This is a genomic window from Vibrio gallicus (genome assembly GCF_024346875.1).
Taxonomy (GTDB): domain Bacteria; phylum Pseudomonadota; class Gammaproteobacteria; order Enterobacterales; family Vibrionaceae; genus Vibrio; species Vibrio gallicus.
Genome location: NZ_AP024871.1, coordinates 1,479,352 through 1,504,974 on the forward strand (window position 1 = coordinate 1,479,352; position 25,623 = coordinate 1,504,974).

General features: G+C 43.8%; 24 protein-coding genes and 1 tRNA gene. 6 read left to right on the plus strand and 19 right to left on the minus strand.

The features are described from left to right. The first annotated feature begins 37 nt into the window (after positions 1-37). The 4 genes from OCU28_RS06785 to OCU28_RS06800 all read left to right on the plus strand — a co-directional run bounded on the left by OCU28_RS06785 (position 38) and on the right by OCU28_RS06800 (position 3,044). Positions 38-1,159: an ISAs1 family transposase gene (locus OCU28_RS06785; protein ID WP_261815459.1), complete on the plus strand. Its 1,122-nt coding sequence runs from the start codon at positions 38-40 to the stop codon at positions 1,157-1,159. 112 nt (positions 1,160-1,271) lie between these two features. Next, positions 1,272-1,625, plus strand: coding sequence for a hypothetical protein (locus OCU28_RS06790; RefSeq protein WP_261815460.1), 354 nt, complete (start codon positions 1,272-1,274; stop codon positions 1,623-1,625). Between the two features lie 28 nt (positions 1,626-1,653). Then, the gene (locus tag OCU28_RS06795; RefSeq protein ID WP_261815461.1) at positions 1,654-1,794 is read left to right on the plus strand and encodes a hypothetical protein; all 141 of its coding nucleotides are present in this window, start codon (positions 1,654-1,656) and stop codon (positions 1,792-1,794) included. A 422-nt stretch (positions 1,795-2,216) separates the two neighbouring features. Further along, the gene (locus tag OCU28_RS06800) at positions 2,217-3,044 is read left to right on the plus strand and encodes a TraR/DksA C4-type zinc finger protein (protein WP_261815462.1); all 828 of its coding nucleotides are present in this window, start codon (positions 2,217-2,219) and stop codon (positions 3,042-3,044) included. A 197-nt stretch (positions 3,045-3,241) separates the two neighbouring features. Here the strand turns inward: OCU28_RS06800 and OCU28_RS06805 are convergent, their stop codons facing one another. The 3 genes from OCU28_RS06805 to OCU28_RS06815 all read right to left on the minus strand — a co-directional run bounded on the left by OCU28_RS06805 (position 3,242) and on the right by OCU28_RS06815 (position 6,257). Further along, positions 3,242-4,516 carry a tyrosine-type recombinase/integrase gene (locus OCU28_RS06805; protein WP_261815463.1) on the minus strand — a complete coding sequence of 425 codons (1,275 nt, stop codon included), beginning with the start codon at positions 4,514-4,516 and terminating at the stop codon, positions 3,242-3,244. A 132-nt stretch (positions 4,517-4,648) separates the two neighbouring features. Then, positions 4,649-5,857: a tyrosine-type recombinase/integrase gene (locus OCU28_RS06810; protein WP_261815464.1), complete on the minus strand. Its 1,209-nt coding sequence runs from the start codon at positions 5,855-5,857 to the stop codon at positions 4,649-4,651. Positions 5,858-6,169: 312 nt separating this feature from the next. Then, positions 6,170-6,257 (minus strand) — tRNA-Ser (locus OCU28_RS06815). A gap of 250 nt (positions 6,258-6,507) precedes the next feature. On the opposite strand from OCU28_RS06815, the gene OCU28_RS06820 reads away from it, so the two are divergent. Continuing rightward, positions 6,508-7,077 carry a UPF0149 family protein gene (locus OCU28_RS06820; RefSeq protein ID WP_261815465.1) on the plus strand — a complete coding sequence of 190 codons (570 nt, stop codon included), beginning with the start codon at positions 6,508-6,510 and terminating at the stop codon, positions 7,075-7,077. Between the two features lie 80 nt (positions 7,078-7,157). Here the strand turns inward: OCU28_RS06820 and nadA are convergent, their stop codons facing one another. The 15 genes from nadA to aspS form a co-directional block, all read right to left on the minus strand. Beyond that, positions 7,158-8,219: a quinolinate synthase NadA gene (gene nadA / locus OCU28_RS06825; RefSeq protein WP_261815466.1), complete on the minus strand. Its 1,062-nt coding sequence runs from the start codon at positions 8,217-8,219 to the stop codon at positions 7,158-7,160. Positions 8,220-8,328: 109 nt separating this feature from the next. Then, positions 8,329-9,135: a tol-pal system protein YbgF gene (gene ybgF, locus OCU28_RS06830; protein ID WP_261815467.1), complete on the minus strand. Its 807-nt coding sequence runs from the start codon at positions 9,133-9,135 to the stop codon at positions 8,329-8,331. A gap of 16 nt (positions 9,136-9,151) precedes the next feature. Continuing rightward, the gene (gene pal, locus OCU28_RS06835; RefSeq protein WP_261815468.1) at positions 9,152-9,709 is read right to left on the minus strand and encodes a peptidoglycan-associated lipoprotein Pal; all 558 of its coding nucleotides are present in this window, start codon (positions 9,707-9,709) and stop codon (positions 9,152-9,154) included. Positions 9,710-9,744: 35 nt separating this feature from the next. Further along, entirely contained in the window at positions 9,745-11,094 is a 1,350-nt protein-coding gene (gene tolB, locus OCU28_RS06840; RefSeq protein ID WP_261815469.1) for a Tol-Pal system beta propeller repeat protein TolB, read from the minus strand. Between the two features lie 7 nt (positions 11,095-11,101). After that, positions 11,102-12,169, minus strand: a complete 1,068-nt coding sequence (gene tolA / locus OCU28_RS06845; RefSeq protein ID WP_390623810.1) for a cell envelope integrity protein TolA — start codon at positions 12,167-12,169, stop codon at positions 11,102-11,104. After that, on the minus strand, positions 12,170-12,613 hold the full coding sequence (tolR, locus tag OCU28_RS06850) for a protein TolR (RefSeq protein WP_261815471.1): 444 nt from the start codon (positions 12,611-12,613) through the stop codon (positions 12,170-12,172). It abuts the gene before it with no gap. 3 nt (positions 12,614-12,616) lie between these two features. Then, entirely contained in the window at positions 12,617-13,300 is a 684-nt protein-coding gene (gene tolQ / locus OCU28_RS06855; protein WP_261815472.1) for a protein TolQ, read from the minus strand. 1 nt (position 13,301) lies between these two features. Then, the gene (gene ybgC, locus OCU28_RS06860; RefSeq protein ID WP_261815473.1) at positions 13,302-13,721 is read right to left on the minus strand and encodes a tol-pal system-associated acyl-CoA thioesterase; all 420 of its coding nucleotides are present in this window, start codon (positions 13,719-13,721) and stop codon (positions 13,302-13,304) included. Positions 13,722-13,979: 258 nt separating this feature from the next. Then, positions 13,980-14,090, minus strand: a complete 111-nt coding sequence (cydX, locus tag OCU28_RS06865) for a cytochrome bd-I oxidase subunit CydX (RefSeq protein ID WP_261815474.1) — start codon at positions 14,088-14,090, stop codon at positions 13,980-13,982. 12 nt (positions 14,091-14,102) lie between these two features. Further along, a complete protein-coding gene (gene cydB, locus OCU28_RS06870; RefSeq protein ID WP_261815475.1) occupies positions 14,103-15,239 on the minus strand; it encodes a cytochrome d ubiquinol oxidase subunit II in 1,137 nt (378 codons plus the stop codon). Between the two features lie 15 nt (positions 15,240-15,254). Further along, the gene (gene cydA / locus OCU28_RS06875) at positions 15,255-16,844 is read right to left on the minus strand and encodes a cytochrome ubiquinol oxidase subunit I (protein WP_261815476.1); all 1,590 of its coding nucleotides are present in this window, start codon (positions 16,842-16,844) and stop codon (positions 15,255-15,257) included. A gap of 332 nt (positions 16,845-17,176) precedes the next feature. Beyond that, positions 17,177-18,187 (minus strand): Holliday junction branch migration DNA helicase RuvB, encoded by a 1,011-nt coding sequence (gene ruvB, locus OCU28_RS06880; RefSeq protein ID WP_261815477.1) that lies wholly within the window; start codon positions 18,185-18,187, stop codon positions 17,177-17,179. A gap of 2 nt (positions 18,188-18,189) precedes the next feature. Next, positions 18,190-18,804, minus strand: a complete 615-nt coding sequence (gene ruvA / locus OCU28_RS06885; protein ID WP_261815478.1) for a Holliday junction branch migration protein RuvA — start codon at positions 18,802-18,804, stop codon at positions 18,190-18,192. A 110-nt stretch (positions 18,805-18,914) separates the two neighbouring features. Then, positions 18,915-19,436: a crossover junction endodeoxyribonuclease RuvC gene (gene ruvC / locus OCU28_RS06890; protein ID WP_261815479.1), complete on the minus strand. Its 522-nt coding sequence runs from the start codon at positions 19,434-19,436 to the stop codon at positions 18,915-18,917. Between the two features lie 85 nt (positions 19,437-19,521). Beyond that, positions 19,522-21,297: an aspartate--tRNA ligase gene (gene aspS, locus OCU28_RS06895; protein WP_261815480.1), complete on the minus strand. Its 1,776-nt coding sequence runs from the start codon at positions 21,295-21,297 to the stop codon at positions 19,522-19,524. 295 nt (positions 21,298-21,592) lie between these two features. Here aspS and cmoA point away from each other — a divergent pair, with 295 nt between their 5' ends. Then, positions 21,593-22,321 (plus strand): carboxy-S-adenosyl-L-methionine synthase CmoA, encoded by a 729-nt coding sequence (gene cmoA / locus OCU28_RS06900; RefSeq protein ID WP_261815481.1) that lies wholly within the window; start codon positions 21,593-21,595, stop codon positions 22,319-22,321. A gap of 815 nt (positions 22,322-23,136) precedes the next feature. Here cmoA and torA read toward each other — a convergent pair. Further along, positions 23,137-25,605: a trimethylamine-N-oxide reductase TorA gene (torA, locus tag OCU28_RS06905; RefSeq protein WP_261815482.1), complete on the minus strand. Its 2,469-nt coding sequence runs from the start codon at positions 25,603-25,605 to the stop codon at positions 23,137-23,139. Between the last annotated feature and the right edge of the window lie 18 nt (positions 25,606-25,623).

Consider the following 25,623-nt stretch of genomic DNA (forward strand, 5'->3'; position numbering starts at 1 on the left):
AGCTGTGATCATATACTCCCTTTTTAGGGAGCAAATCATGCACATCGACCACTTCAAAGAACATTTTCAAACGATTACCGACCAACGCCAAGGTGCAAAGGTCACTTATTGCCTGTTTGAAGTCCTTTTTGGCTCGCTATGTGCGGTTATTGCTGGTGCGAAAGGCTGGTTTGATATTCGTGAGTACATTCACGGACATCATGACTGGTTTAGGCGCAATGACCTATTTTTGAACGGTATTCCTGCTGATGACACTGTTGCTCGAATAATATCGACGATTGAACCTGAGCAGTTTCATGAATGCTTCATAAACTGGATGTCATCAATTCACACCCTTACTGATGGTCAAGTCGTTGCGATCGATGGCAAAACGCTTCGCGGCTCATATAATCGCGAAGACAGAGCGAGTACTATTCATATGATCAGTGCTTACGCGTCATCAAACAAGCTCGTATTAGGGCAGTTAAAAACCGAACAAAAAAGCAATGAAATTACAGCGATCCCTGAACTGATAAAGATGCTCGATGTCAAGGGAGCGCTAGTAACCATTGATGCTATGGCCTGCCAAACCAAGATTGCTAAAGCCATTGTAGAGCAAGGTGGTGACTACTTGCTTGCCGTAAAGAGCAACCAAGGAAAACTCCGACAAGCAATAGAAAAGGCGTTCTCTTCTCAACGAGCCAATGTGGTTGATGAGATCTCTCTTAAGCAAGGACACGGTCGTATAGAATCACGCCAATGCTATGTTTTTGATAGTACGAAACTTGAAGGTAACTTCTCTCGCTGGAAAGCCTTGAAGAGCATTGTTATGGTTGAAAACTTTCGCCTTGAGAAAGGCAAATCTGTCGATCTAGAGTACCGTTATTATATCAGTTCTAAAAAGCTGAGTGCAGAGCAAGCTGCGATGGCAGTCAGAGAGCATTGGGGCATAGAATCAATGCACTGGGTGCTTGATGTAACCATGAATGAAGATGCGTGCCAGATATACAAAGATCACGGTGCAGAGAATCTATCATGCCTACGCCATATGAGTTTGAACATGCTCCGAGAAGAGCCAACCAAGCTAAGCATTGTTGGTAAGCAAAAGCGCTGCATGATGAATACATCAATGCTAGAGGCAGTATTGAGTGCTGGCTTTAGTCAGGTGGTGGAAAACTAGGCATTCATGCGGTCGCCCTGTAAAAATAGCCGACACTGACCCCAAAGCTACAGCGAAAATATGTTACGAGATGGCGAAAGACGACGGCATTATTTAATAGGAACATAGAGCAATGAAAACATTCCTTCAGAAAATCGAAGAAGCGAAACTTAGACAAGCTAAGGCCAACAAACACAAGAACGTACTAGATAGGCTTAACGCTTCCCCAGACATGTTTAATGTTGAGTGTGAAGCTTACGCCGACTTGATGAAATCAAAGGGTGTGACCAACATCAGCGTAATGAATAGTATCGTTACCAGAGAATCGCTGTGGAATAACTTCACGGCCATTCGAGCCATCAGTGATTTTGGCGACGGTCGTGACACCTACAGTGTTTCACGAAGTGCATACAAACAAATCAACACTTTGCTTGGCCGCAGTTCCAACCCCAGCAAAGGCACATTAGATAACCAAAGAAGATTTTAATCCTTACAAACAAGGGGAACATAGCGGCATGAAAAAGCTGATCCTTGCTACAACAATAACAATAACAGCGATTCCAGCTCTATCTGGTGAACTGAACGAAGAACAGAAAATGGTTGTATCTAGTTATGTATCGTCGACTATGTGTTCAAACGGGTTCGAATCGAATTAAAGCGGCTTAACACTTCAAATCAATTGCAGACATTCACGATGACCACACTCAAAACGTAAACATCTGACACTAAGGCGCTTTTGTCCCAATGAGCGTTATCACAGGTGAGTACTAGCAGGTCTCTGTCCAGTTATACACGTTCTCGCAAGAAGGGGTTAAGACGGATCGTCATGGTTGATTTTTTTCCGATTCTATGAGGAATTTCAATTATTCCACAATACTTCCACCTACGACGTAAAATGTTTAGGTGTGAAGCCGTACAAATTGAGTTCAGCAGTGGGAGTGTGTAGGTGAGTGTAGCAGCATTAAATATGTTAACTGGTGGTTTTATAGGTGTAGTGTTGACATTATCCATCCAATACACAGTTAAACGTTTAACCATTAGCTACAGCCATTTTTTGGCAAAGCGTGGGAAGTAAATTATGACACAAGCTGCACCGGATAAAATCACCTTCATGGGTGACGAATTTCTGCTATGTCCTGTTTTCTCTATAAAAGGGGAGCAAGAACTTCTTTCCCTTGAGTATCTTGGTATCAACAGTACATCATTCCTCTCGGGGTGTAGCAGAGGGTTTGTCGCCAGTTTTGAAATAACCACCGACAACCGATTGAGCCTGTGCAGCATATCTCTCATCGGCTCAAATTCCATTAGCCGAAATGTTTGTGGCAAAGAAGTTATCACGGACGCATATCATAAAGAGATCAGAGGAATCGACTATTTCCCTCAATTTTCCGGGAAACTAGTACTGCTAAAAGATTACTTAAAGAAAAGCAGCTTTATGTACAATTGCCCGGAAGATTATGAGACTGTTATTGAGCTTGGGCTAGAAAAAGGCAAAGTTATCCGAGTGAATGTGATTCGAGTAAAGGACGCGAATTCAAACGAGATACTCTCAAAAGAATTCACATCATTCACTGAAGCAAGTAAGTTTGCTAAATTTCTTTGTCAAGAGGGAGTTCAAGGGGTCACTTTAAAGCCAAACCACTCATCTAGGTTCACCGTCCGAGCTGATTTTGATAGAGAGTTTGAGTATCTATTTAATGAACCTCACATCAAACAGCGGCGCTGCTCCGAATGTGATGAAGTCATCCCCTTTGAACGAGTGAAGGTCGCCCCCAGTTGCTATCTGTGTATAGAATGCCTTAGCACACATGAGTCAAACAATAGTTATCACCGCAAAATGGATGTTGATGGCATTGGTGGTAGCCGTGACGACGCAAGACGAACTCTTCGAAACAGACGAGATTAATTACCTGACGCCTACCTTGCTTTTGTCCCTTAGCTATTTATAAAATCGGAGAAAATGCCCTCTGAGCACATAAATTTCATTGTTATCACATGAATATTATTTGGGGTAGTTCGAACTGTTACCTTACAGTCAGTTCGTACCCGACAAACATAATTGGGCACTACACTGTAGTCAAAAAAGTTGCTTGTGCACTCATTTTAACAATTACTGCATGGAGTTTCATTCTGGATTGCTTTGGCAACATCAAGCAAAGGTAAACTAGAGCCATCTAGTTCTTGGATAGCCCAGTGTAAAGCTTCATCAATAAACTCACTCCACATTTCCATTACAGGAACTCTCGGCTTAAAAAAGTTCTCTCTGTAATATGCTGCTCGAATCGGATTTTTATCAACATGAGAAAGAGTTGCCTCTACTAATTCTGTCGGGATACGCTCATTATGCAGCATGGTACTTCCAATACATCTAGTTCCATGTGCTGTCATTTTCCCTTGGTAACCCAATCTCCGAAGAACGCTACCAATCGAGCCTACTCCTGCATGTCCGGCTTTAGTTCGTCCCGGAAACACATATGTTTCACAACTCTTAAAGCTCTGCAAAAACAGCAACAACTTAATGACACTTGGAGACAGTGGCACCGAATGTTCTTTGTCTGTTTTCATTTTGGGGTAAGTGATTTTTCCATTATCTAGTTCAATAAATCCCCATTCAGTTATAGCGGCCTCACTGGGCCTTAACAACAATTGCAACTGCCACATAAACAAGCAGAATATTATTGGCGTAGTATTTGATTCAATTAGCTTCTTAATCAGTTCTTTTAGTTCAACCGGCTCAATCGCGGGATAATGTTTTGGCGCTGGTTGCTTGAAATACCTCTTTAGCTTCTTGGTCGAAACATGACTTACATCCAAACCTAAAACGTCTGCATAATCAATTACTTGACCAATAATTTCTATTGCTTTTTTTACCGTATTTTTAGATAAAATCTTATCTAATACATCAAATAGAAAACTTGTAGTAATGTGTTTTATAGGCACTGGCCCCATATCTTTCTGAAGGTGATTATTAATAGTGCCTCGCTTTTGACGAATAGTGCGGGCCTTCCAGCTAAGGGGGTTTCTTTCAATTAGTATTTCTGAACATTGATAAAAAGTAACCTCAGCTGAAACACCACTCTCTAGTGCGCTTCCGTTCTTCACAATTTGAGGATCAATACCTTTTTGCAGATAGCCCAAATACGTATCTTTTCCCTCTCGAGCTTTAGACAAACCAAGACTCGGATATGTCCCAAATCGCATGTATGTAGTTTTACCATCGGCTGGTTTTATATACCTCAACTCCCAGTGCACGCTGCCATTTGCCTCTACACATACATACAACTTGTCGCCATCACTATGCCGAACAGTTTTCTTGGAACTTTTAGCATCATTTATTGCTTTAGATATCTTAGTCGCCGTCAGCTTATGGCTCGCCATCTAAACCTCATTGTTCGTTCAACTATGAGGTACTTCATCACAAAACATCCCTCCACTCCATACAATGGGTAGACGCCGTTTACCGTGGACATCGTTGGAGAGTTAAGTGAGAGATATTTAGGCGTTAACAGCTTACATAGATAGATCAGCCAGAGAGTTTCTGGAAATGTGGTCGCTCCACCAAGTCATCAGTTTCATTCGTTCATTAAAAAAAGATGCCCTGTTGTATGCTGCCCTAACTCGATTTCTATCAGTATGTGATAAAGCTGCTTCGATCACATGAGTGTCAAATCCATGCTCATGTAAAGTTGTACTAGCCAATGAATGCAGTCCATGTGCAGTAGTACGATCTTTGAAACCAATTCGAGATAAAGCTTTATTCAAGGATTCTGTATGTATATGGGTTTTTCTGTTTATTCCCGAAGGGAAAACATACTCACTCCAGGTGGCATAAGGCAACTGCCGCTTTAATATCACTAATGTTTGATTGGTCAACGGTATTTTATGAATTCTCCCATTCTTCATTGTATCTTTTGGAATGGTCCAAACTTTCTTTGTTAAGTCTATGTCTTGCCATCGAGCTGATGCGGCTTCTACTGAGCGTGTCATTGTATGAAGTTGCCATTCGAACAATAGCTTCATTGGTAACCTCATAGTAGATACTGCAACTTCCCTTAAAAGCTCAGGCAGTTCATCTACTTCTAAAGAAGGAACATGATTAACTCGCGGTTTCTGAAAGACTTCATTGATCCCATGTAAGTTGTGACTCTCAATGACCCCTAAGTTCACAGCGTGAGTCATCACAGTTTTAAGTAATTGAATACTTCGCTTGATCGTTTCAAACTTTCCCAATGACGCCAATGGTTTAAATATACCTATCGCTACTGGAGCTGTAATCAGTTCTACTCTCATGTCACCTAGTTGCGGCATAACATGAAGCTCAAGCTTTCTTCGAATATCGCTAAGTGTTTTAGGTTTAAGCTGTCCAGCCTTACTCTCTAACCATGATTCAAAAATCAAAGAGAGTGTATTAACTCGTTCGGCTTCTTGCTCTAACTTAATTCGCTGACGTTCTAAAGCAGGGTCAAGTCCCTCTTTCAGCAACCTACGATAGTTATCTTTGATATTTCTAGCTTCTTGAAGGGAGAGATCAGGATAAGTGCCAATAACAATGTATGTGGCGGACCCTAGGGGCTTAATATATCGAAACTCCCAAGAATCGGAGCCTCTTAATTTAGAATGGAAGTATAACCCTTGTCCGTCATTGAACCGTTGACTCAATTTCTGGCCAGTGGGTTTAAGTCCACGCAACTGAGTAGAAGTTAGCTTGCCTTTGTGCATATCACACCTCGAAACTGTATATTATTTATCAGTAAAATGAGATAGATCTAGCAATATACAGTAACGAAGCTAACGCATTGAAAATGTAGCTTTTCCCTATCAAGCTCGCATGCAACACGAGATGAATTCAATCAATGATTCGTTAGAAGATTTCAATTGTAACTGTATAACGCTGCCGGCACAGATGATTAAACTATACAGTTTTCTATACATCAAGTTTGGGACATCATCAGCTAGTGTGGACAGCGCTGGAGGATAAGGTATTGATTAGAAACGAAAAAAGACGCCCATGGACGTCTTTAATCTATAATGTGGCGGTGAGTGAGAGATTCGAACTCTCGATACGTTGCCGTATACACACTTTCCAGGCGTGCTCCTTCAGCCACTCGGACAACTCACCGTTTTGATTTGCGGTTGATTTACTCAATCAACGAGGCGCTAATTTAATGATTTGTGGGGTTGTGGTCAAGGACTTCTATTAAGTTTTTTGGTTGTTCTGGTCTGTTTGCTCAATAAATAACAGTAACGGCGGTTTTTTTGTAGATTAGTCCCTTTCATATCGCATTTTGTTACGCTGTATCGTTGTGGTTCTGTATCTTAAACTCGCTTGGGTATAGAATGAGGGTAAGTATCAAAATGGAACTCGAATTGTGGATTTAGCAGAAATTATTGCTCAACCTGAGCTAGAAAACCGTCTTTTACCTTATCATCAGACGTTAGGGTTTGTGACAGCAATGGCAGCGGCGCCACATGTTCTAGATCCATCACAGTGGGTTGCCTATTTATGGGGAGGCGATGAGTCTGCTCCATTTACTAGTGGCGAACAACTAGAGCAGTACCTTGAAGCTATCATTACAGCATGGAATGCAACGCGCCCTGCTCTATTTGAAGGCACCTGGCAATGGTCTATTGAATGTGGACTAGATGAGGGAGAGATTGTCACTGAAGCAACTAAGCTCTTCTGTGAAGGCTTGCTGCAAGGCTGGGGATTAACCCAAGATGATTGGCAAACACTCATGCCGGAAGATAGCCAAGATAATGCACTACTAGGTGGTGTGATTCTTTCTATCAGTATGCTCTATGACCCAGAGACCTCTTTAGAAACCCTTTCAGAAGAAGGCATTAATGGGCTGGAGCAGTTTGCTGAGATATTCAATGCAATGCCTGCAATGCTGTGTGGTTTAACCCAGCGCGGCGTAGCACTTGCTGAGCAAGCATAGTTACAACATCTTTAATACCATAAAAAAACCTCGGCCAAGTGACCGAGGTTTTTTATTAGTCAAAGCCTATGCGCTGTTACTTAAGCGTTGCCTTTCACTTTTAGGTTTAGTTGCTCTGCAAAATCTAGCATACGATTTAGTGGGATAAGCGACTTCACTCGCACAGATTCGTCAACGAATATCTCATGCTCTGCCCCGCCCTCTTTCAACGCTGATTCAATCGCTTTAAGGCCATTCATTGCCATCCAAGGACAGTGCGCACAGCTGCGACATGTTGCGCCTGCGCCTGCGGTTGGTGCTTCGATAAGCTCTTTCTCTGGCACCAATTGTTGCATTTTAAAGAAGATACCTTTATCTGTCGCCACTATCAGTTGCTTGTTAGGTAGCTCTTTTGCAGATTTAATCAATTGGCTGGTAGAACCCACTGCATCGGCCAGTTCTACAACACTTGCAGGAGACTCAGGGTGCACCAAAATAGCGGCGTCAGGATAGACGGCCTTCATGTCTCTTAGTGCTTTGGCTGAGAACTCATCGTGTACAACGCATTCGCCATTCCACAGCAGCATCTCTGCTCCTGTCTGATTGGCAATGTAAGAACCTAGGTGGCGGTCAGGCCCCCAGATAATCTGCGTACCTTCTGCGTCTAGATGCTCTACAATTTCAAGTGCAATACTTGAAGTCACAACCCAGTCAGCGCGAGCTTTTACAGCCGCTGAAGTATTCGCATACACAACCACGGTGTGCTCAGGGTGGGCATCACAAAACTCGGTAAACTTATCTTCAGGACAACCTAGATCAAGGGAACATTCCGCTTCTAAGGTTGGCATTAAGATGGTTTTTTCCGGGGTAAGAATTTTTGCAGATTCTCCCATAAAGCGTACCCCAGCGATGATCAATGTCTTAGCTGGGTGACGGTTACCAAACTTAGCCATCTCAAGCGAATCCCCAACAAAGCCGCCGCTTTCTTCGGCAAGGGCTTGGATCTCGGGATCGGTATAGTAGTGCGCGATAAGCACGGCATCTTTTTGCTGTAGAAGCTGTTTAATACTCGCCTTGTAAGCATCCTTCTGCTGAGCAGAAAGAGGAACTGGCTTAGGAGGAAATGGGTATATAGTTTGTGTTGTTTCTAAAATCTGGCTCATAACTACGCCTGAAAACGTAAATAACTTTGAGCATTGTACACCTTTCTTTATGCCCTTGCCAAAAGCAAAAAGCCCAACATAGATGTTGGGCTCTGGATCACATTTTACTCTACTTAAGCTTGCTCACTTTGGATTGAGCTGACTGAGCAGATGAGGTGTTTGGATACTCTACAACTGCTTGTTCGTAATACTTTTTTGCCGCCTTGGCATTGTTATTACGCACTGCAATATCACCTAACTTAACCAGTGCATCAGCACGCTTATTCGAATCTTTATATGAAACTACGGCAGCAAATGCTTTCGCTGATTTCAGGTCGTCTTTTTTACTAAAATAGAGCTGACCGAGCCAATAGTTGGCATTAGATGCATATACAGACTGTGGGTATTTAGTGATGAAGTTTTCAAATGCCGCAGTTGCTGCATCGTAGTCTTTTTGCTTTAAAATCAAGTCAACGGCACTTTGATATGCTTGTTGTTCACTTTGATTATCAGAATACTTACCTGTTGAATCGGGTTCTGCTGCTGGTTGTGGGGCAACCTTAGGTTTGGCAGCCTCTGAACGAACCTTATCTAGTTCAATAAACAGCTCTCGCTGGCGGTCGACTAGCTGTTGCATTTGGTGTTGATTTTTCTCTAACGCGCCGTGCAACTCGCTTATCTCGATAGACATATCATCTACCTGTTGTTGCAAGCCCGCTTGAACTCGATTGCTGTTGCGCAGTAGACGCTCTAATCGCTGTACGTCGGTTTCTTTTCGGCTCGCTGAAGTACTAGATGAAGTCGTGCTTGTTGTAGAGACACTGGCTTGGTTAGTAGATGAGCTAAGATCAGAAACTGGAGCCGGTGCGGCAGACGCGAAGCCTGCCACACTAGCAAGTAACGTAAGCGTAATCGCTCGCTTGTTACTAATTAACATGTTTACTACCTTTCGATTAGTAAACTAGAACCGCACGACGGTTCTGTGCATAAGCTTCTTCAGATTGGCCTAGTTCTAGAGGCTTCTCTTCACCGTAGCTTACGATAGAGATTTGGTCAGCTTGAACACCTGACGCTTGAAGATATTTAGAAACTGCTGTTGCACGACGCTCGCCAAGTGCGATGTTGTACTCAGGTGTACCACGCTCATCAGCGTGACCTTCGATAGTCACTTTAACATCTGGGTTTTCACTTAGATATTGTGCGTGAGCTGACAACATTTCTTCGTATTTTGCGCTGATAGTTGAGTTATCAAATTCGAAGTAAAGAGTTGAAGTTTCAGCAAGTGCTTTTTGCTTCATTTCACGCTCTGCTGCAAGTTGCTCTTCTTCAGTCATTGGCGAAACAACAGTGGTATCTGTAGCTTGTGCATTTTCATTACCAGCTGCTTGTTGTTGATTGTTAGTTTGTTGAGCATCAGAAGCATCTGTTGCATCATCTGATGAGCTACAAGCTGTCATAGCTAGAACTGGTAGTGCGATTAGCAGACCCTTTAAAACCTTGTTAAGTTGCATGTTTTCTTTTCCTTTTCGTATAGAAAGTAGCTAAGTTACAAAAATGGTGACCAAGCAGGAGCTCGAACGCGCCCGTTTGTAGCTGGAAGCCTGGCCTTAAAGCGGCCATCGATAGAGACCATCGACAACACATTATTTTTATTATACATAGAGCTGTATATCACCATTCCGCCGTTTGGCGCAATGCTTGGAGACTCATCCAAGAGTGTTTTAGTTAAAACTTGAACAGCTCCGGTCTCCAAATCTTGTTTTGCCAAATTAAATCCTGAGGCACTTTGATTAACCATAATCATAAAGCGGCCATCTGGTGTGATTTGACCACCCAAGTTTTGATTCCCTTGCCAAGTAATTCGCTTGGTCGCTCTTGAATCCAAATCTACTTTATAAATCTGAGGCTTACCACCTCTATCAGAAGTGAATATTAGTGATTTGCCATCTGGGTACCAAAACGGTTCAGTATTGTTTGCTCTACCGCGCGTAATCTGCTTAAGCTTTCGGGTTGCCAGATCAAGGGTATAAACCTGTAAACTGCCAGATTTAGACAATACGATGGCCAAGGTTTTTCCGTCTGGTGAAAAACGTGGAGCACCGTTATGGCGTGGGAAAGAAGTCAGCTTTTCACGCTTGCCGGTATAGATATCCATCATGAATATCTCGGCACGACCATTTTGGAAGCTTACATAAGCAAGCTTACGACTATCTGGGGACCATGCTGGCGACATCAAAGGTTGCTTTGAGCGTAAAACCAAACGCTCGTTGTAGCCATCGTAATCTGCGATGCGCAATTGATAAGGATATTTGGCTTTATCGTTAATAACGACATAGGCAATACGCGTTAAAAATGCACCTTTCTCGCCAGTAAGTTGCTCATAAACCAGATCAGAAATACGGTGCGCGTATTCACGCAATCTAGGACCGGGAACCGTGGCAACCTTGTTAAATAGAATATGGTCTTGAGATAAAACCAGGTTGCCATCTTTTAGGGATTTCGATTTCCCTTTGGTCAAACTGCCGCGCACAATATCAATCAGCTTGTAATTAACTCGATACTTACCGTCAGCTGTTTTGGTAATGGTGCCTGTCAGTAGTGAGTCCACGCCCATCGATGACCATGCTGAATAGTTAATATCAGTATCAGTGTATGGCGTTTGGGGCATTTGACCGACAGCAACTGGGCTAAACTTACCACTACGTTGTAGATCAGAGGCAATCACCTCACTTACATTGTGTGGCAGTTTTCCAGGGCCGTCCCATTTAAATGGTACGATAGCAATCGGACGAGCAGAGTTTATCCCTTCGGTAATCACTAACTCTAATGAGGCATGGGCATAATTTGCCATACCAATAAATAGCATTGCGCTAATAAATAAACGTCTTATCACCATATAATCCTTAATCAGGTGCAACGGTCAACCGAATACTCTTCAGTTTTTCAGCCACTGCTGGGTCTTTAGGTAGAGGGAAGCTATTCACCTGCGCAATGGCGCGGTGGGTTGCGCTGCACAAGGTTCGGTCACCCGAGATTGTCTTCACATCGCTAACAATAGCGTTCGAACCCGTCGCAATTAAACGCAAGTCAACCTGACATGTTTTACCGCGATAGGAGTCCTCAACTAAAAGCTTTTGTTGAATCATCTGTTTGTAAATAGAGCCGTAACGACTTAACTCATCCGCGATAAAGCGGTTCTTAGCCGCAGAGTTGCTTTGCGACTCTTGCTCTAAGCCTGAGAATATATCGTTAAGCGCAGCTTCTTGTACTTTACGCTCTTTTGCTGCCTGCTCAGCCCGTGCTTTTTCTTTTCTAGCTCGTTCAGCAGCAGCCTTGGCTTCTTTCTCTTTAGCAATGCGCAATTGCTCTGCTTTACGCGCTTTTTCAATGGCAACTTTAGCGGCTTTCTCTTTGGCAATTCGAGTTGCTTCCGCTTTTGCGGCTTTTTCAGCTTCGCGTTTTGCTTTTTGTTGAGCCTGCTTTGCCGCCTTCTCTTTCTCTAATCGATGTTGCTCAGCTTTGTTAGCCGCGGCCTGTTTTTGTTTACGGTCGGCTTCAGCTTTCTTTGCTTGTTGCTCGGCTTGTTGGCGCTGCTTCTCTTTTATAATCCGCTGCTGCTCAGCTTCGCGCGCCTTTTTAGCCGCGGTTGCTTTATCTTGAGCTAAACGACGAATGCGCTGCTCTTCTGCCTTACGGTTTTTCTCTAGCTGTTCACTCTGTTTACGCAGCTTTTCGACACGTTGCTGTTCTGCTTTTTTGGCGGCATTGCGCTCAGCGCGGATCTTATTCGCTTGCTGCGAGATCACACTTGGGTCTATCACCACCGCCTGCACCATATTTGGTGTTGGCTTGGGCTTTGACATATTAAAGTTAGTTCCCCAAATCAACGCCACCAGCAGCAGTAAGTGCACAGCTCCTGATATCACCAATGATCTAACGAACTTTTTGTCTTTTTTCATGTGCGCCGGTATCTATCCTTTGATATCCGTTAACAAACCCACTTTTTCAATGCCAGCTTGATTGAGTTCATCCAATACCAATACCACATCCGCGTAAGCGGTTTTGGCATCGCCACCTACCGCAACCGGAGAGTTAGGTGAAACCTGACGTTCCGCTTTCACTCGTACGATAAGGTCATCTAAGCTCATGCCACGCTGAACTTCTTCATCGTTAACACTCAGCCCGAGCTGACCATCTTTGTTTATCTCAACAATAATAAAGCTAGCGTCACCATCGCCTGCCAATTCAGAAGCAGGCTTAGCCGAGGTTGTTTTTGGTAGATCAACGTCGACGCCTTGGGTGACAAATGGAGAGGTCACCATGAAGATGATCAACAATACCAACATCACATCAATGTAGGGTACTACGTTGATCTCTGCGGTCATCTTACGTTTTTTTGGTTGATAACCTGCCATAGATTACGCCTTATCACTCATCGCTTGACGGTGCAAGATAGCATGGAATTCTTCAGAAAAAGTGGCGTATGAATGCTCTAGTTTACCCACTCGATTACTCAGGCGGTTGTAGAACATAACCGCAGGGATCGCCGCAAACAGCCCCATTGCAGTAGCAATCAATGCCTCTGCAATACCAGGCGCAACCATAGCTAAAGTCGCTTGCTTAACCTGCCCTAGCGCGATAAAGGCATGCATAATCCCCCAAACCGTACCGAACAGTCCGATATAAGGACTGATCGAACCAACAGTTGCTAAGAATGGTAGGTTGGTTTCAAGGTCATCTACTTCACGAGCAACCGCAACGCGCATCGCACGTCCCGTACCTTCCATAATAAAGTCTGGTGACTCAACATTGGTACGACGCAAACGAGCAAACTCAGAGAAGCCTGCATAGAAAATCTCTTCGATACCAGAGATGTTCTCTTTGCGCGCTTTTACCTCTTGGTATAATTTACCAAGGTCTTTACCAGACCAGAACTTATCTTCAAAGGTTTGCGTTTGAGAGTATGCAGTCGAGATGATCTTACTGCGGTTGATAATCATCGCCCAAGATGCAATAGACATCCCTACTAGGGTTAGCATTACCAGTTGAACCAGAAAGCTGGCTTCTAAAATTAGGTCAATAAAATTGATATCCGCATTCACGTTACGAAAACTCCGAGATAATAAAATTTGGAATTGCAGTTGGCTTCATTTTTGATGTATTAATACATGCTACCCGAACCACTGCCCTGCACAATACCTTCCCATCGAGATTGACTATCTCTTGACAAAAATCCAAAGAGACACGTTTTAATTGCGAAACGTGTGTTTTTACCGTCAATTCTTGGTCGAGTTGTGCACCCTGTAAAAAATCGATATCCATATGCTTAACAACAAAACCCAGTTGTTGTTCTAATAAGAGCTGCTGACTCACGCCCTTGGCTCTTAATAATTCAGTTCTTGCTCGTTCAAAGTATTTTAAATAATTTGAATGGTATACGATCCCACCGGCATCGGTATCTTCATAGTAGATACGGATGGGCCAATCAAATGTCGAGTTCTCATTTGTAGAGGTTGTGGTCATAGGCTTTGCATATACCTGAATATAATAAATTTCTCTTATATTAAATCAAACCACATTCTTGATTTATGTGACACGTTTTTTTGATAAACACATGACTTTTGTACGCTAGTTGACCATTTTTCTCGCAAATTGAACCGCAACTAGCAATGTCAAACCTTACCCTATGTAAATATGTAACAAAATCCATTTGTTCACATCAATTCGAATATTCATTCAGCCATATAAAAAGGCCCCCAATTCTGGGAGCCTAATGGATTATTAATCTATTTTATCTTGGTCCATCATCTCTGTGTGTTCTAACCACAGCGCATTGATGATACCAAAAGCACAAGCTAGTAACACACCTAGAATCCAAGCGAAATACCACATGTTTTGTACTCCTTAATAAAGTGAATTCTTGTTTTCTTCGATGAACTTATCATCCAAACGACCAAACATCTTGTAGTAACTCCAAGTGGTATAAGCCAAGATAATTGGCACCATAACAAACGCTACAACCGTCATTATGTTTAGGGTTAATTCACTTGAGGTTGCATCCCACATAGTCAAACTCTGAGATGGATTCAGGCTAGATGGCATCACAAATGGGAACATAGAAAGACCCGCAGTGAAAATAATGCCCGCATTACCTAAGCTTGAGAACACGAATGCAAATCCGCCACGCTCAATACGAGACATCAAGGCTGCAAGTAGTGGCATCGCCAAACCTATAATAGGTGCGGCCCACATTGCAGGGTATTTGGCGAAATTATTCATCCAAGCACCCGCTTCTACAATAACCTCTTTAGTGAGTGGGTTTGACGGCCCTGCTAAGTCCATTTGACTGGCAACCACATACCCATTCAGGCTTTGGATCCAAACGCCTGCGATAGCAAACAGTGCAACCGTTGCAATCCCCATTAACTGTGCCACGGTACGCGCACGTTTATGGACATCAGCAGTCGTTTTCATCTGTAACCATGTCGCACCTTGTAGAATAATCATAGCTAAGCTAACTAATCCACATAACAGTGCAAATGGGTTAAGCAAACCAAAGAATGACCCATGGTAAGTAGGCATCATAAAATCAGTCAGCTGAAATGGTATGCCTTGCAGCAAGTTACCAAATGCCACACCAAATATAATCGGCGGAACAAAGCCACTAATGGCAATACAGATGTCCCAGCTATTACGCCATTTCGGGTCTTCAATCTTAGAACGATAATCCAATCCTAGCGGACGCAACCACAGTGCGGCTAGAGTCAGAATCATAGCAAAATAAAACCCTGAAAAAGAGACCGCATAAACCAAAGGCCATGCCGCAAACAACGCGCCACCAGCGGTGATAAGCCATACTTGGTTGCCATCCCAATGGGGGGCAATTGAGTTGATCATCACGCGGCGTTCGCTATCATTTTTGCCGATGATAGGAACCAGTGCCCCTACTCCCATATCAAATCCATCGGTAACGGCAAAGCCAACGAGCAATACGCCAACTAGCAACCACCAGATAAATCGTAAAACTTCATAATCAAACATATTTACGCTTCCTTATTACGCTTCTACTTGGCGTTCAACGCGAGATTGTGCGTCTTGATTGCCTTCTTGTTCGAAGTGATAACGTCCTGTTTTCAGGCTACTTGGACCCTTGCGAGCAAACTTAACCATTAGATAAGCTTCTGCAATTAGGAATACAGTGTATAGAGCTATAATGGCAATTAGGGAGCTCCACAATTGACCAACCGTTAGCGCAGATGCCGCTACACTGGTAGGCAATATTTCACCCACAGCCCATGGCTGACGACCAAATTCTGCAACAAACCAGCCTGCTTCAATCGCAATCCATGGTAGTGGAATACTCCATAGTGCAGCTTTAAGTATCCAAGGCTTCTGTTGGATTTTTTGGCGACAAGTCTGAACAAAGGTAAGACCAAACACCAATAGCATGATAACCCCACAGCCAACCATAATACGGAATGACCAGAATAGTGGCCAAACGGTAGGGATAGTGTCATCCGCAGCAGCTTGGATCTGATCTTCGGTTGCATCAACAACCTTGTCGGTATAACGCTTAAGTAGTAAGCCATAACCAAGATCATGCTTCACATCATCAAATGCGGCTTTATTCTCTTCGCTGCGATCTCCGCCACGTAGTTTTTCTAAAAGCGCATAGGCATTCATACCATTACGAATACGATCAACGTTTTGTTCACGAAGATCACGTAGGCCTGTTACCTGCGTATCGAGTGAACGGGTTGCAATAATACCCATAGCGTATGGGATCTTAATCGCATAATCCGTTTCCATTGTTTCTTGATTTGGAATACCAAATGCGGTGAACGCTGCTGGAGCTGGCTCGGTATGCCACTCGGCTTCAACCGCTGCTAGCTTCACTTTTTGTACTGCGCCCATTTCATAACCCGACTCATCACCAAGGACCAGAACAGAAAGAATGGCTGCCATACCAAAAGAAGCGGCAATCGCAAACGAACGACGAGCAAATGCTACATCACGACCTTTGAGTAGATAGTAAGAACTAATGCCCAGAACGAACATCGCACCTGCGGTATAGCCTGACGCTACAGTATGTACGAATTTAACCTGAGCGACTGGGTTTAGAATCACCTCGGAGAAACTCACCATTTCCATACGCATGGTCTCGAAGTTAAACTCCGCGCCCACTGGGTGTTGCATCCAACCGTTGGCAATCAGAATCCAAAGCGCAGAAAAGTTTGAGCCAATTGCAACTAACCAAGTCACACATAAGTGCTGACGCTTAGATAGGCGATCCCAACCGAAGAAGAATAATCCAACAAAGGTGGATTCTAAGAAGAAAGCGACTAAGGCTTCAATCGCTAATGGTGCACCGAATATATCACCTACATAGTGAGAATAGTAAGACCAGTTCGTTCCAAACTGGAACTCCATGGTAAGGCCGGTAGCAACGCCGAGAGCGAAGTTAATACCGAATAATTTGCCCCAAAACTTAGTCATATCCTTGTAAATCTGCTTACCTGTCATCACGTAAACGGATTCCATAATAGCAAGCAAGAAGGCCATACCTAAGGTAAGAGGGACGAATAGAAAGTGATACATTGCTGTCAGCGCAAACTGCAGCCGCGACAGATCAACTACATCTATCATAAGAGCTCCTTGAGTGTCTTCCTAGACACAGGTTAAATCAAATAAGGAGTTGTTAACGTAGTGTTTTAATTATTAATCTTGGTGAAATCAATGGTTAAAACGTTGTTAAGCAACTTCTAATATACCTGGCCGTAATACTAAAGGTTTCGCTCGTTTGTTTCAAAGGCTTTATTTGCGATTTTGTCCTTGATTTACATCAAGAATAATGAAGTGAACTGACTGGCATTATTGACCTAAATTAAGGATATGCCAAAAACTGTGATGAAGTTAACACTGGATACTCAGTTAAAATAAGACAATTAAAAAGGGGCTTACAGCCCCTTAACAATTAACTACTTTTCTACATCAAACCCGAAATGCAAATACGCCCTTTCGGTAACAATTCTGCCCCGTGGGGTGCGTTGTAAATATCCTTGCTGAATCAGATATGGCTCAAGAACATCCTCGATAGTGTCCTTTTCCTCACCAATTGCAGCTGCCATATTGTCTAACCCAACCGGGCCGCCCGAAAATTTCTCTATAATCGCTAACAATAACTTGCGATCCATATAGTCAAACCCGAGGCTATCGACATCTAGCATATTAAGAGCTTTATCCGCTGTATCATCATCAATATGACCATTGCCTTTGACTTCAGCGTAATCTCTAACCCGACGCAGTAAACGGTTGGCAATACGAGGCGTGCCACGAGCTCGTCTGGCAACCTCTAGCGCCCCTTCAGAAGCCATGGAAAGATCTAAGCAATCGGCACTGCGTTGAACTATGTGTTGCAGATCTTCAATCTTATAGTATTCAAGCCTTTGTGTGATGCCAAAACGGTCGCGCAGCGGTGAGGTCAATGAACCTGCTCGTGTAGTTGCACCGATAAGAGTAAAAGGTGGGAGATCGATTTTAATTGAACGAGCGGCAGGTCCCTCGCCTATCATAATATCAAGCTGATAGTCTTCCATTGCCGGATATAGCACCTCTTCAACCACTGGGCTTAAGCGATGGATTTCGTCGATAAATAAAACATCATTCTCTTCGAGGTTAGTCAGCAGTGCGGCCAAGTCCCCTGCTTTTTCGAGTACAGGGCCTGAAGTGGTGCGGATACTCACTCCCATTTCATTGGCGACAATGTTGGCAAGCGTAGTCTTACCCAGACCTGGAGGTCCAAAAATAAGTAAATGATCTAACGCCTCACCACGCATTTGTGCAGCCTTAATGAAGATCTCCATCTGGCTACGTACATGGTCTTGGCCTCGATAATCCTCAAGCTTTTTGGGACGAATAGCTCTGTCTATTGCTTCTTCATCTTTAAAAACAGGACTGTCGGCTGCGATTAATCGATCCGCTTCTATCATACTTATACCATAGCTCTTAGAGCTTCTTTAATCAGCATTTCACTGCTCATATCTGGCTTAGCTATTTGAGAGATCACTTTAGACGCTATCTGAGGTTTGTAGCCTAACGCAAGCAATGCGCTAACTGCTTCTTCCACAGCCGCATCATCGCGCGATTGATGGCTATCAATTGGAGCGGCATCCGTAGCCGGTGTAAAGAGATCTCCTGCTCCCCAGCCTTTAAGGCGGTCTTTCATCTCAACCACCAGGCGCTCAGCAGTCTTTTTACCAACTCCTGGCAGCTTAACTAGCGTTGAGATATCTTCATTCTCTACACAACTTACAAATTGTGACGCAGTCATTCCAGATAAGATACCTAGCCCTAGTTTTGGGCCTACGCCATTGGCTTTGATCACTTCTCTAAATAGTGCGCGCTCAGAAACCGTGTTGAATCCATACAATAATTGAGCATCTTCACGTACTACAAAATGTGTATATACAATTGCTTCTTGTCCTACATCAGGCAGCTCATAAAAACAGCTCATTGGCATTTGAACTTCATAGCCAATACCGGAGACTTCAATCAATAATTCTGGTGGCTGCTTCTCTAAAAGAGTGCCTCGTAAACGTCCTATCACTGCATATTTCCAATTGGGATAACTCTATCCAAAGATGATAATAAATAACTGGACGGATAGCCAGTATTACAAGAAAGGATTTAGATGAAGGTGCATAGCAAAAGAAGAGATTAACGGTAACGACCACGCCTTGCTGAGGTTGCACGACCCGCTAAGGCGACTAAGGTTTTATTGGTGTTTGCGTGACATATAGCGACACCAAGCGCATCGGCAGCATCGGCTTGTGGCTTAGCTGGCAGGCTTAGCATCTGCTGAACCATATGTTGCACCTGAGCCTTATCCGCGCCACCAGTTCCAGTGACTGCTTGTTTTATAAGCCGGGCTGCGTATTCAAACACAGGCAGATCCGCGTTAACTGCCGCCACGATAGCACTGCCCCTCGCTTGCCCAAGTTTCAGAGCAGAATCTGCATTTTTGGACATAAACACTTGCTCAATAGCAAACACTTCAGGATTAAACTGGGTAATGATTTCACTCACCCCAGCATAGATCTGCTTTAAGCGCCCTGGAAGCTCTTTTTCAGAGGTGCGAATACACCCGCTCCCCATATATTGAAGCTTTCTGCCAGTTTGGCGAATTACCCCATAGCCAGTAATTCTAGAGCCCGGATCTATCCCTAAGATAATGGTCATTATTACTTCTCGTTTATACGATTGAGACAAAAACTCCCGCAATCGCGGGAGTTTTTTAGGTCAGTAATATTTATATTACTTCAGCTTATTCTGCATCTTTTTTAGCAGCAGTCACTGCAATAGCGAGCTCTTGAAGAGCCGCTGGATTCGCTAGACTTGGAGCGTTGGTCAATAGACATGCGGCTGCGGTCGTTTTAGGGAATGCAATCACGTCACGAATATTATCTGTACCACATAAAAGCATTACCAAGCGATCCAAACCAAATGCTAAACCAGCATGCGGTGGTGTACCGTATTTAAGCGCGTCTAACAAGAAGCCAAACTTAAGCTGTTGCTCTGCTTCATCGATACCTAGGATATCAAATACAGTAGCTTGCATTTCGGCGTTATGAATACGCACTGAACCGCCACCAACTTCGTAGCCGTTGATAACCATATCGTAAGCATCAGAGTTCGCAGCCGCAGGATTTGCTTTAAGCTCTTCAGGAGACACACCTAATGGAGAGGTGAATGGGTGATGCATTGCATGCAAGTTACCTTCGCCGTCTTCTTCAAACATTGGGAAATCAACAACCCACAATGGTTTCCATGCAGAGGTATCTGTCAACTCAAGGTCTTGACCCACTTTTAGACGCAGTGAACCCATAGCTTCAGCCACAACATTTGCTTTATCTGCACCAAACAAGATGATGTCACCTGACTGTGCATCAGTACGCTCTAGAATGCCATTAATAACATCTTGGTTTAAGAATTTAGCAACCGGAGACTGGATACCTTCTAGGCCAGCTTCAAGGTCATTCACTTTCATCCAAGCAAGGCCTTTAGCGCCGTAAATACCAACAAATTCAGCGTAGCCATCGATTTGCTTACGAGTCAGTTTAGCACCACCTGGTACGCGCAGAACCGCAACGCGACCCTTTTCATCGTTTGCAGGGCCAGAGAACACCTTAAACTCAACGTCTTTTACAAGGTCTGCAACGTCAACCAACTCCATTGGGTTACGAAGGTCTGGCTTGTCACTACCAAAACGGCGAATCGCTTCACTAAATGGCATAACTGGGAACTGACCTAGGTCGATATTCAGCAGTTCTTGCCACATTTCACGAATCATTTTTTCAGTGGTTGCACGCACTTGGTCAGCTGACATGAAAGAGGTTTCGATATCTATCTGAGTAAACTCTGGCTGACGGTCAGCGCGTAAGTCTTCATCTCGGAAACACTTAACGATTTGATAGTAACGGTCAAAACCTGACATCATCAGAAGCTGTTTGAAAAGCTGTGGTGATTGAGGAAGTGCGTAGAAGCTACCTTTATGCACACGGCTCGGTACCAAATAATCACGAGCACCTTCTGGCGTCGCTTTAGTCAGTACTGGTGTTTCAATATCTAAGAAATTGTTTTGGTCTAAGAAACGACGTACAAAGCTTGATGCTTTAGCACGCAGTTTAATACGATCGCTCATTTCAGGGCGACGTAAGTCTAGGTAACGATACTTAAGACGTTGCTCTTCAGAGTTCTTTTGATTGAAATCCAAAGGAAGAACATCTGAACGGTTAATGATTTCAAGACCAGTAGCAAGCAGTTCAACCTCGCCAGTTGTCATCTCTTTGTTGATTTGACTCTCTGGGCGTGCACGAACTTCACCGGTTAGCTTAATGCAGAATTCATTACGCAACTGGTTCGCGGTTTTGAATACATCAGCCATATCCGGATCAACAACAACCTGAACGATACCTTCACGATCACGCATATCGATAAAGATAAGACCGCCTAAATCACGACGACGGTTAACCCAGCCGCACAATTCTACCGTTTGTCCCACAAGGGATTTGTTCAGTTGACCACAATAATGGCTACGCATATTCAATTTCCTGAATGTTTCTAAGTTAAAGGTATCTATCCAATTCAAACCATAATTTACAGTTCAAATTGAGATAGGTGCTCAAGAGCATCCGTTCTTGGCACAATTAGTTGGTATTTATACTTTGAATCAGTCTCAAAATCGACCATCTAATCAATTTTTTATGGGTTATCACGGTGTATTGCTCTGTTTTTAAGCAATAGCAGATAAAAAAGCGCGATCTTGGTATGTGATGCGTGACACGAAACTCAGCTTTACACTAGAATTAACTGTTTCCATTTTTACAGTCAATCTCATGAGCAAAGACAATATTTTTTCCGCTCCTATCGACAAGATAGGCGACTTCACCTTTGACGAACGCGTTGCTGAAGTATTTCCAGATATGATCCAGCGCTCAGTGCCAGGGTACAGCAACATAGTTTCAACCATCGGCATGTTTGCAAAACGCTTTGCAACCAACGGTTCAAATATCTATGACCTTGGCTGTGCACTTGGGGCGTCGACCCTATCCATGCGCCGCAACCTTGAGCAGGTTGAAGAGTGTCAAATCATCGCTATCGATAACTCGCCAGCAATGGTTGAACGTTGTAAACTGCATATCAACGCATACCGTTCGAATACTCCGGTAGTAGTGCGCGAAGATGATATCCGTAATATCGATATCCAAAACGCCTCAGTGGTGGTACTTAACTTCACACTGCAGTTTTTGTCACCAGATGACCGACAAGCATTACTGCAAAAGATTTATAACGGATTAAACACTGGCGGGATCCTGATCCTTTCTGAAAAATACGTCTTTGATGATAATCAGACGCATGAGTTACTCATCGATCTTCATCATGACTTTAAACGTGCCAACGGATACAGCGAACTGGAAATCAGTCAAAAGCGCAGTGCTATCGAAAACGTCATGTTACCGGATTCCATTGAAACCCATAAAGCTCGTTTTTCTGATATCGGATTTAGCAGCAGCGAGGTGTGGTTCCAGTGCTTTAATTTTGGTTCGATGTTCGCCATAAAATAGAAAACCAACACCAATTAAACACAGCAACCGTTATGCAAAAAGATACATATCATTGCAATTTGCAATAGCATTCTGCGACGACCGCCAAGAGTTTTTCTTTAAGCCTTTAAAAACAGTATGTTAAATTTACATATTGAAAGTTGGCATATCAAATGCATAATAGATAGTGATCCTTTTAAGCCGAGGATCACCTAGCCAACTGACGTTGTTAGTGGACGATATTTTGTCCACAAAAATACATGCCAACTCTTATCATTATGGGTTGGCTTTTTTTTGCGTTGTATTCTAGGAATGCTTTGGACATAGGCTATAAACTGCCCGGTAGCCCACCTGACGAAGTATTAACATCACTTATCGCCACATCGATTCACCGCTACATCGAATCCGCAATATCTCTTTCAACACATATCTTGGAATGAAAAACCCGAGACACTACAGACCCCGGCTTAAAAGACCACCGGGGAGACGAGAGTATTGAGTATAGAGGTGAGCTTTTAGCTATCAGATGGCGCACCTAACGAAGTATTAACGCCACTCATCGCCACATCGATTCACCGCCCCATCGACTCCGCTATATCTCTTTAAGCACATATCTTGGAATGAAAAACCGAGACACTACAGACCCCGGCTTAAAAGACTACCGGGGAGACGGGAGTATTGGGTATAGCGATAAGCTTTCAGGTAGCGCACCTTACGAAGTATTAACGCCACTCATCGCCACATCGATTCACCGCTACACCGATTCACCGCCCCCATCAAAAAAGCCAGAAGACTCTCCTTCTGGCTTTAAACAACATGACTGGCTATTCCGGTGCCTAAGACACTTCTAAAGGCCCTCCAAAGGCTGTAACTGGTGGTGCCTTACCTTTAAACTTCTCAAAATCAACTAAACAGGTGTTGGCGGATGTAGCTTGTGCCAGTTCTGATGATGGAATATCTTGAGTTAATGTATTTGGATCACCATAGGTATCGATGGCACCGATTTTCTCGTTCAAAGGACCATACCAAGCACCTTCCTCGATTCGAATAACCCCCTCAGGATAGGAACTCGATACTACGGCACCTGCTAGGAGTTGACCACGGTCGTTGAACACCCGCACAAGATCGCCATCTTTAATGCCTTTTGCTTTGGCGTCCGCTGGATTCATGTAGCAAGGCTCGCGCCCTTGTACAGCATAGGTAGCTCGGAACTCTTCTGATTCACACATCTGTGAGTGCAAACGCTTATCGGGGTGGCACGACTGTAACCAGAATGGATGTTTATCAGAGCCTGGCCCACCGTGCGAACGCTCTGATTTTTCAAACCACATAGGGTGATTTTGGCAATGCTGGTAGCCAAAACGGCCAATGGTGCGGCTTGAGATTTCAATAAACCCAGAAGGCGTACCTAAAGCGTTAATTTCAGGGTCTTCACGGAATGCAGCGTGTCGAGTCCATGATTTTCCTTTACCAGCGAAATCAAGTAAGCCTTTTTCCCAAAACTCTTCAAATTCTGGCATCTCAAAACCGCTATTCTTGGCTTTACAGCCATCATAGAGGCTCTTAACCCACTCCATTTCACTCATGCCACGGGTGTAATCTTTATCACGCCCCCAGCGAGCGGTGAGTTCAGTCATGATGTCAAAGTCTGTCTTCGATTGGAATTGAGGGTCAACAAGCTTGTGCATCGCAACCAAACCGCGGCCAGAATATGCACCATAGCCATCAATATCATTACGCTCAAATTGAGTACATGCGGGCAAGACAATATCAGAAAAACGACAGGTCGCCGTCCATGCAAAATCAATAGTCACCAGTGTTTGCAGATTCTTGAACGCCTTCTTCATCTTGTTACGGTCTTGATGATGATGCCACGGGTTATTACCACTGATAACCATCATCTTAAACCCAGGTAACGTGACCTCTTTACCATTGGCTTGGATTTTTTTACCCGGTTCGAGCAAGCTATCAACCCAACGAGATACAGGGATAACACTGCTGTACTGTTTGAAGTCTTTATTAGTATGTTTGGGCTCTTGTCCCTTATCAATATTGAGTGGGAAAGCGCCCGGAGCGCCAAAGCCTGTTGAAGGAACACCGATACCTGAATAGTGGTGTCCATATGATACCCCACCACCAGGCAGACCGATTTGCCCTATCATCGCAGCTAGAACAGCCCCCATCCAATAAGGTTGTTCACCATGTTCCTGACGCTGAATACACCAGCCAAACAGGATTTGGGTACGACCTTTTACCAACATACGTGCAAATTCACGTATCTTGTCCGCAGGAACGCCACAGATTTGAGCTGCCCATTCAGGGGTCTTTTCTACTTTGTCTTTACTTTCACCGGTCAGATAAGGAACGAATTCTTCGAAACCTAAGCAATACAGGTCAATGAACTTCTTGTCGTAAAGCTCTTCTTTATAGAGGGTGTGCGCAATACCTAACATGAAAGCTACGTCGGTTTGCGGGTTTACATATAGGTGTTCGTTACCAAGGAAATGCTGAGTTTTGTTCTTAACTGGGTCAACTGAAATTACGTTAATCCCTTTACTTGCCACTTTCTCCTTCAATTGCTCTAAGTATTCAAAAGATTCATGCGTTTCACACGTCCAACCTACTTGAAGGTTTTTAACCGGATCGTTGGCCCAAATAATAATGTTGTCACTATGTTCAAGGATCAGATCCCAAGATGTACCTTGTGCGTACACCTCAGTCGAACCAAGTACATAAGGTAAAATGGTTTGGCCGGCGCCGGTTGAGTAGTCTCCAACCTTCTTAAGTGAATACCCGTGCAGCCCTACTGCGCGTTGCATATGGTTGTTACAGCTGTGCATTTGACCGGTTTGACGCCAACCAGTTTGACCAGCATGCAAGGCCCAAGGGCCGTAGTCTTTCTGAACACGCTCTAACTCACGGTAGAAAAGGTCTAACGCCTCATCCCATGTCACACGCACAAAGCGGTTATTACCACGGGTTTCTCCTGAGTACTTATGCTTTTTAAGCCAGTCTAGACGCACCATTGGGTAACGCACTCTCGACGGACTATAGATAATCCCCTTAATGCCGTTTAGCATTTCGGTTGGATGCTTATCGACTTCAATCGGTTTGATTTCCTGAACCTTACCTGCCCAAATTCTGGCTCTAAAAGCACCCCAGTGAGAGCCACTGGTCTTCCATACCCCGTCTGTCGTTTCAGCGGCATTCACACCACTTGAAACCAAGAGGCTTGGTCCAATAACAGAAGCGGCTGCCCCAGTAGCACCTAAACCTTTTAGAAAGCTTCTTCTTGATAATGACATTGTTTCTCTCCGCCGGAA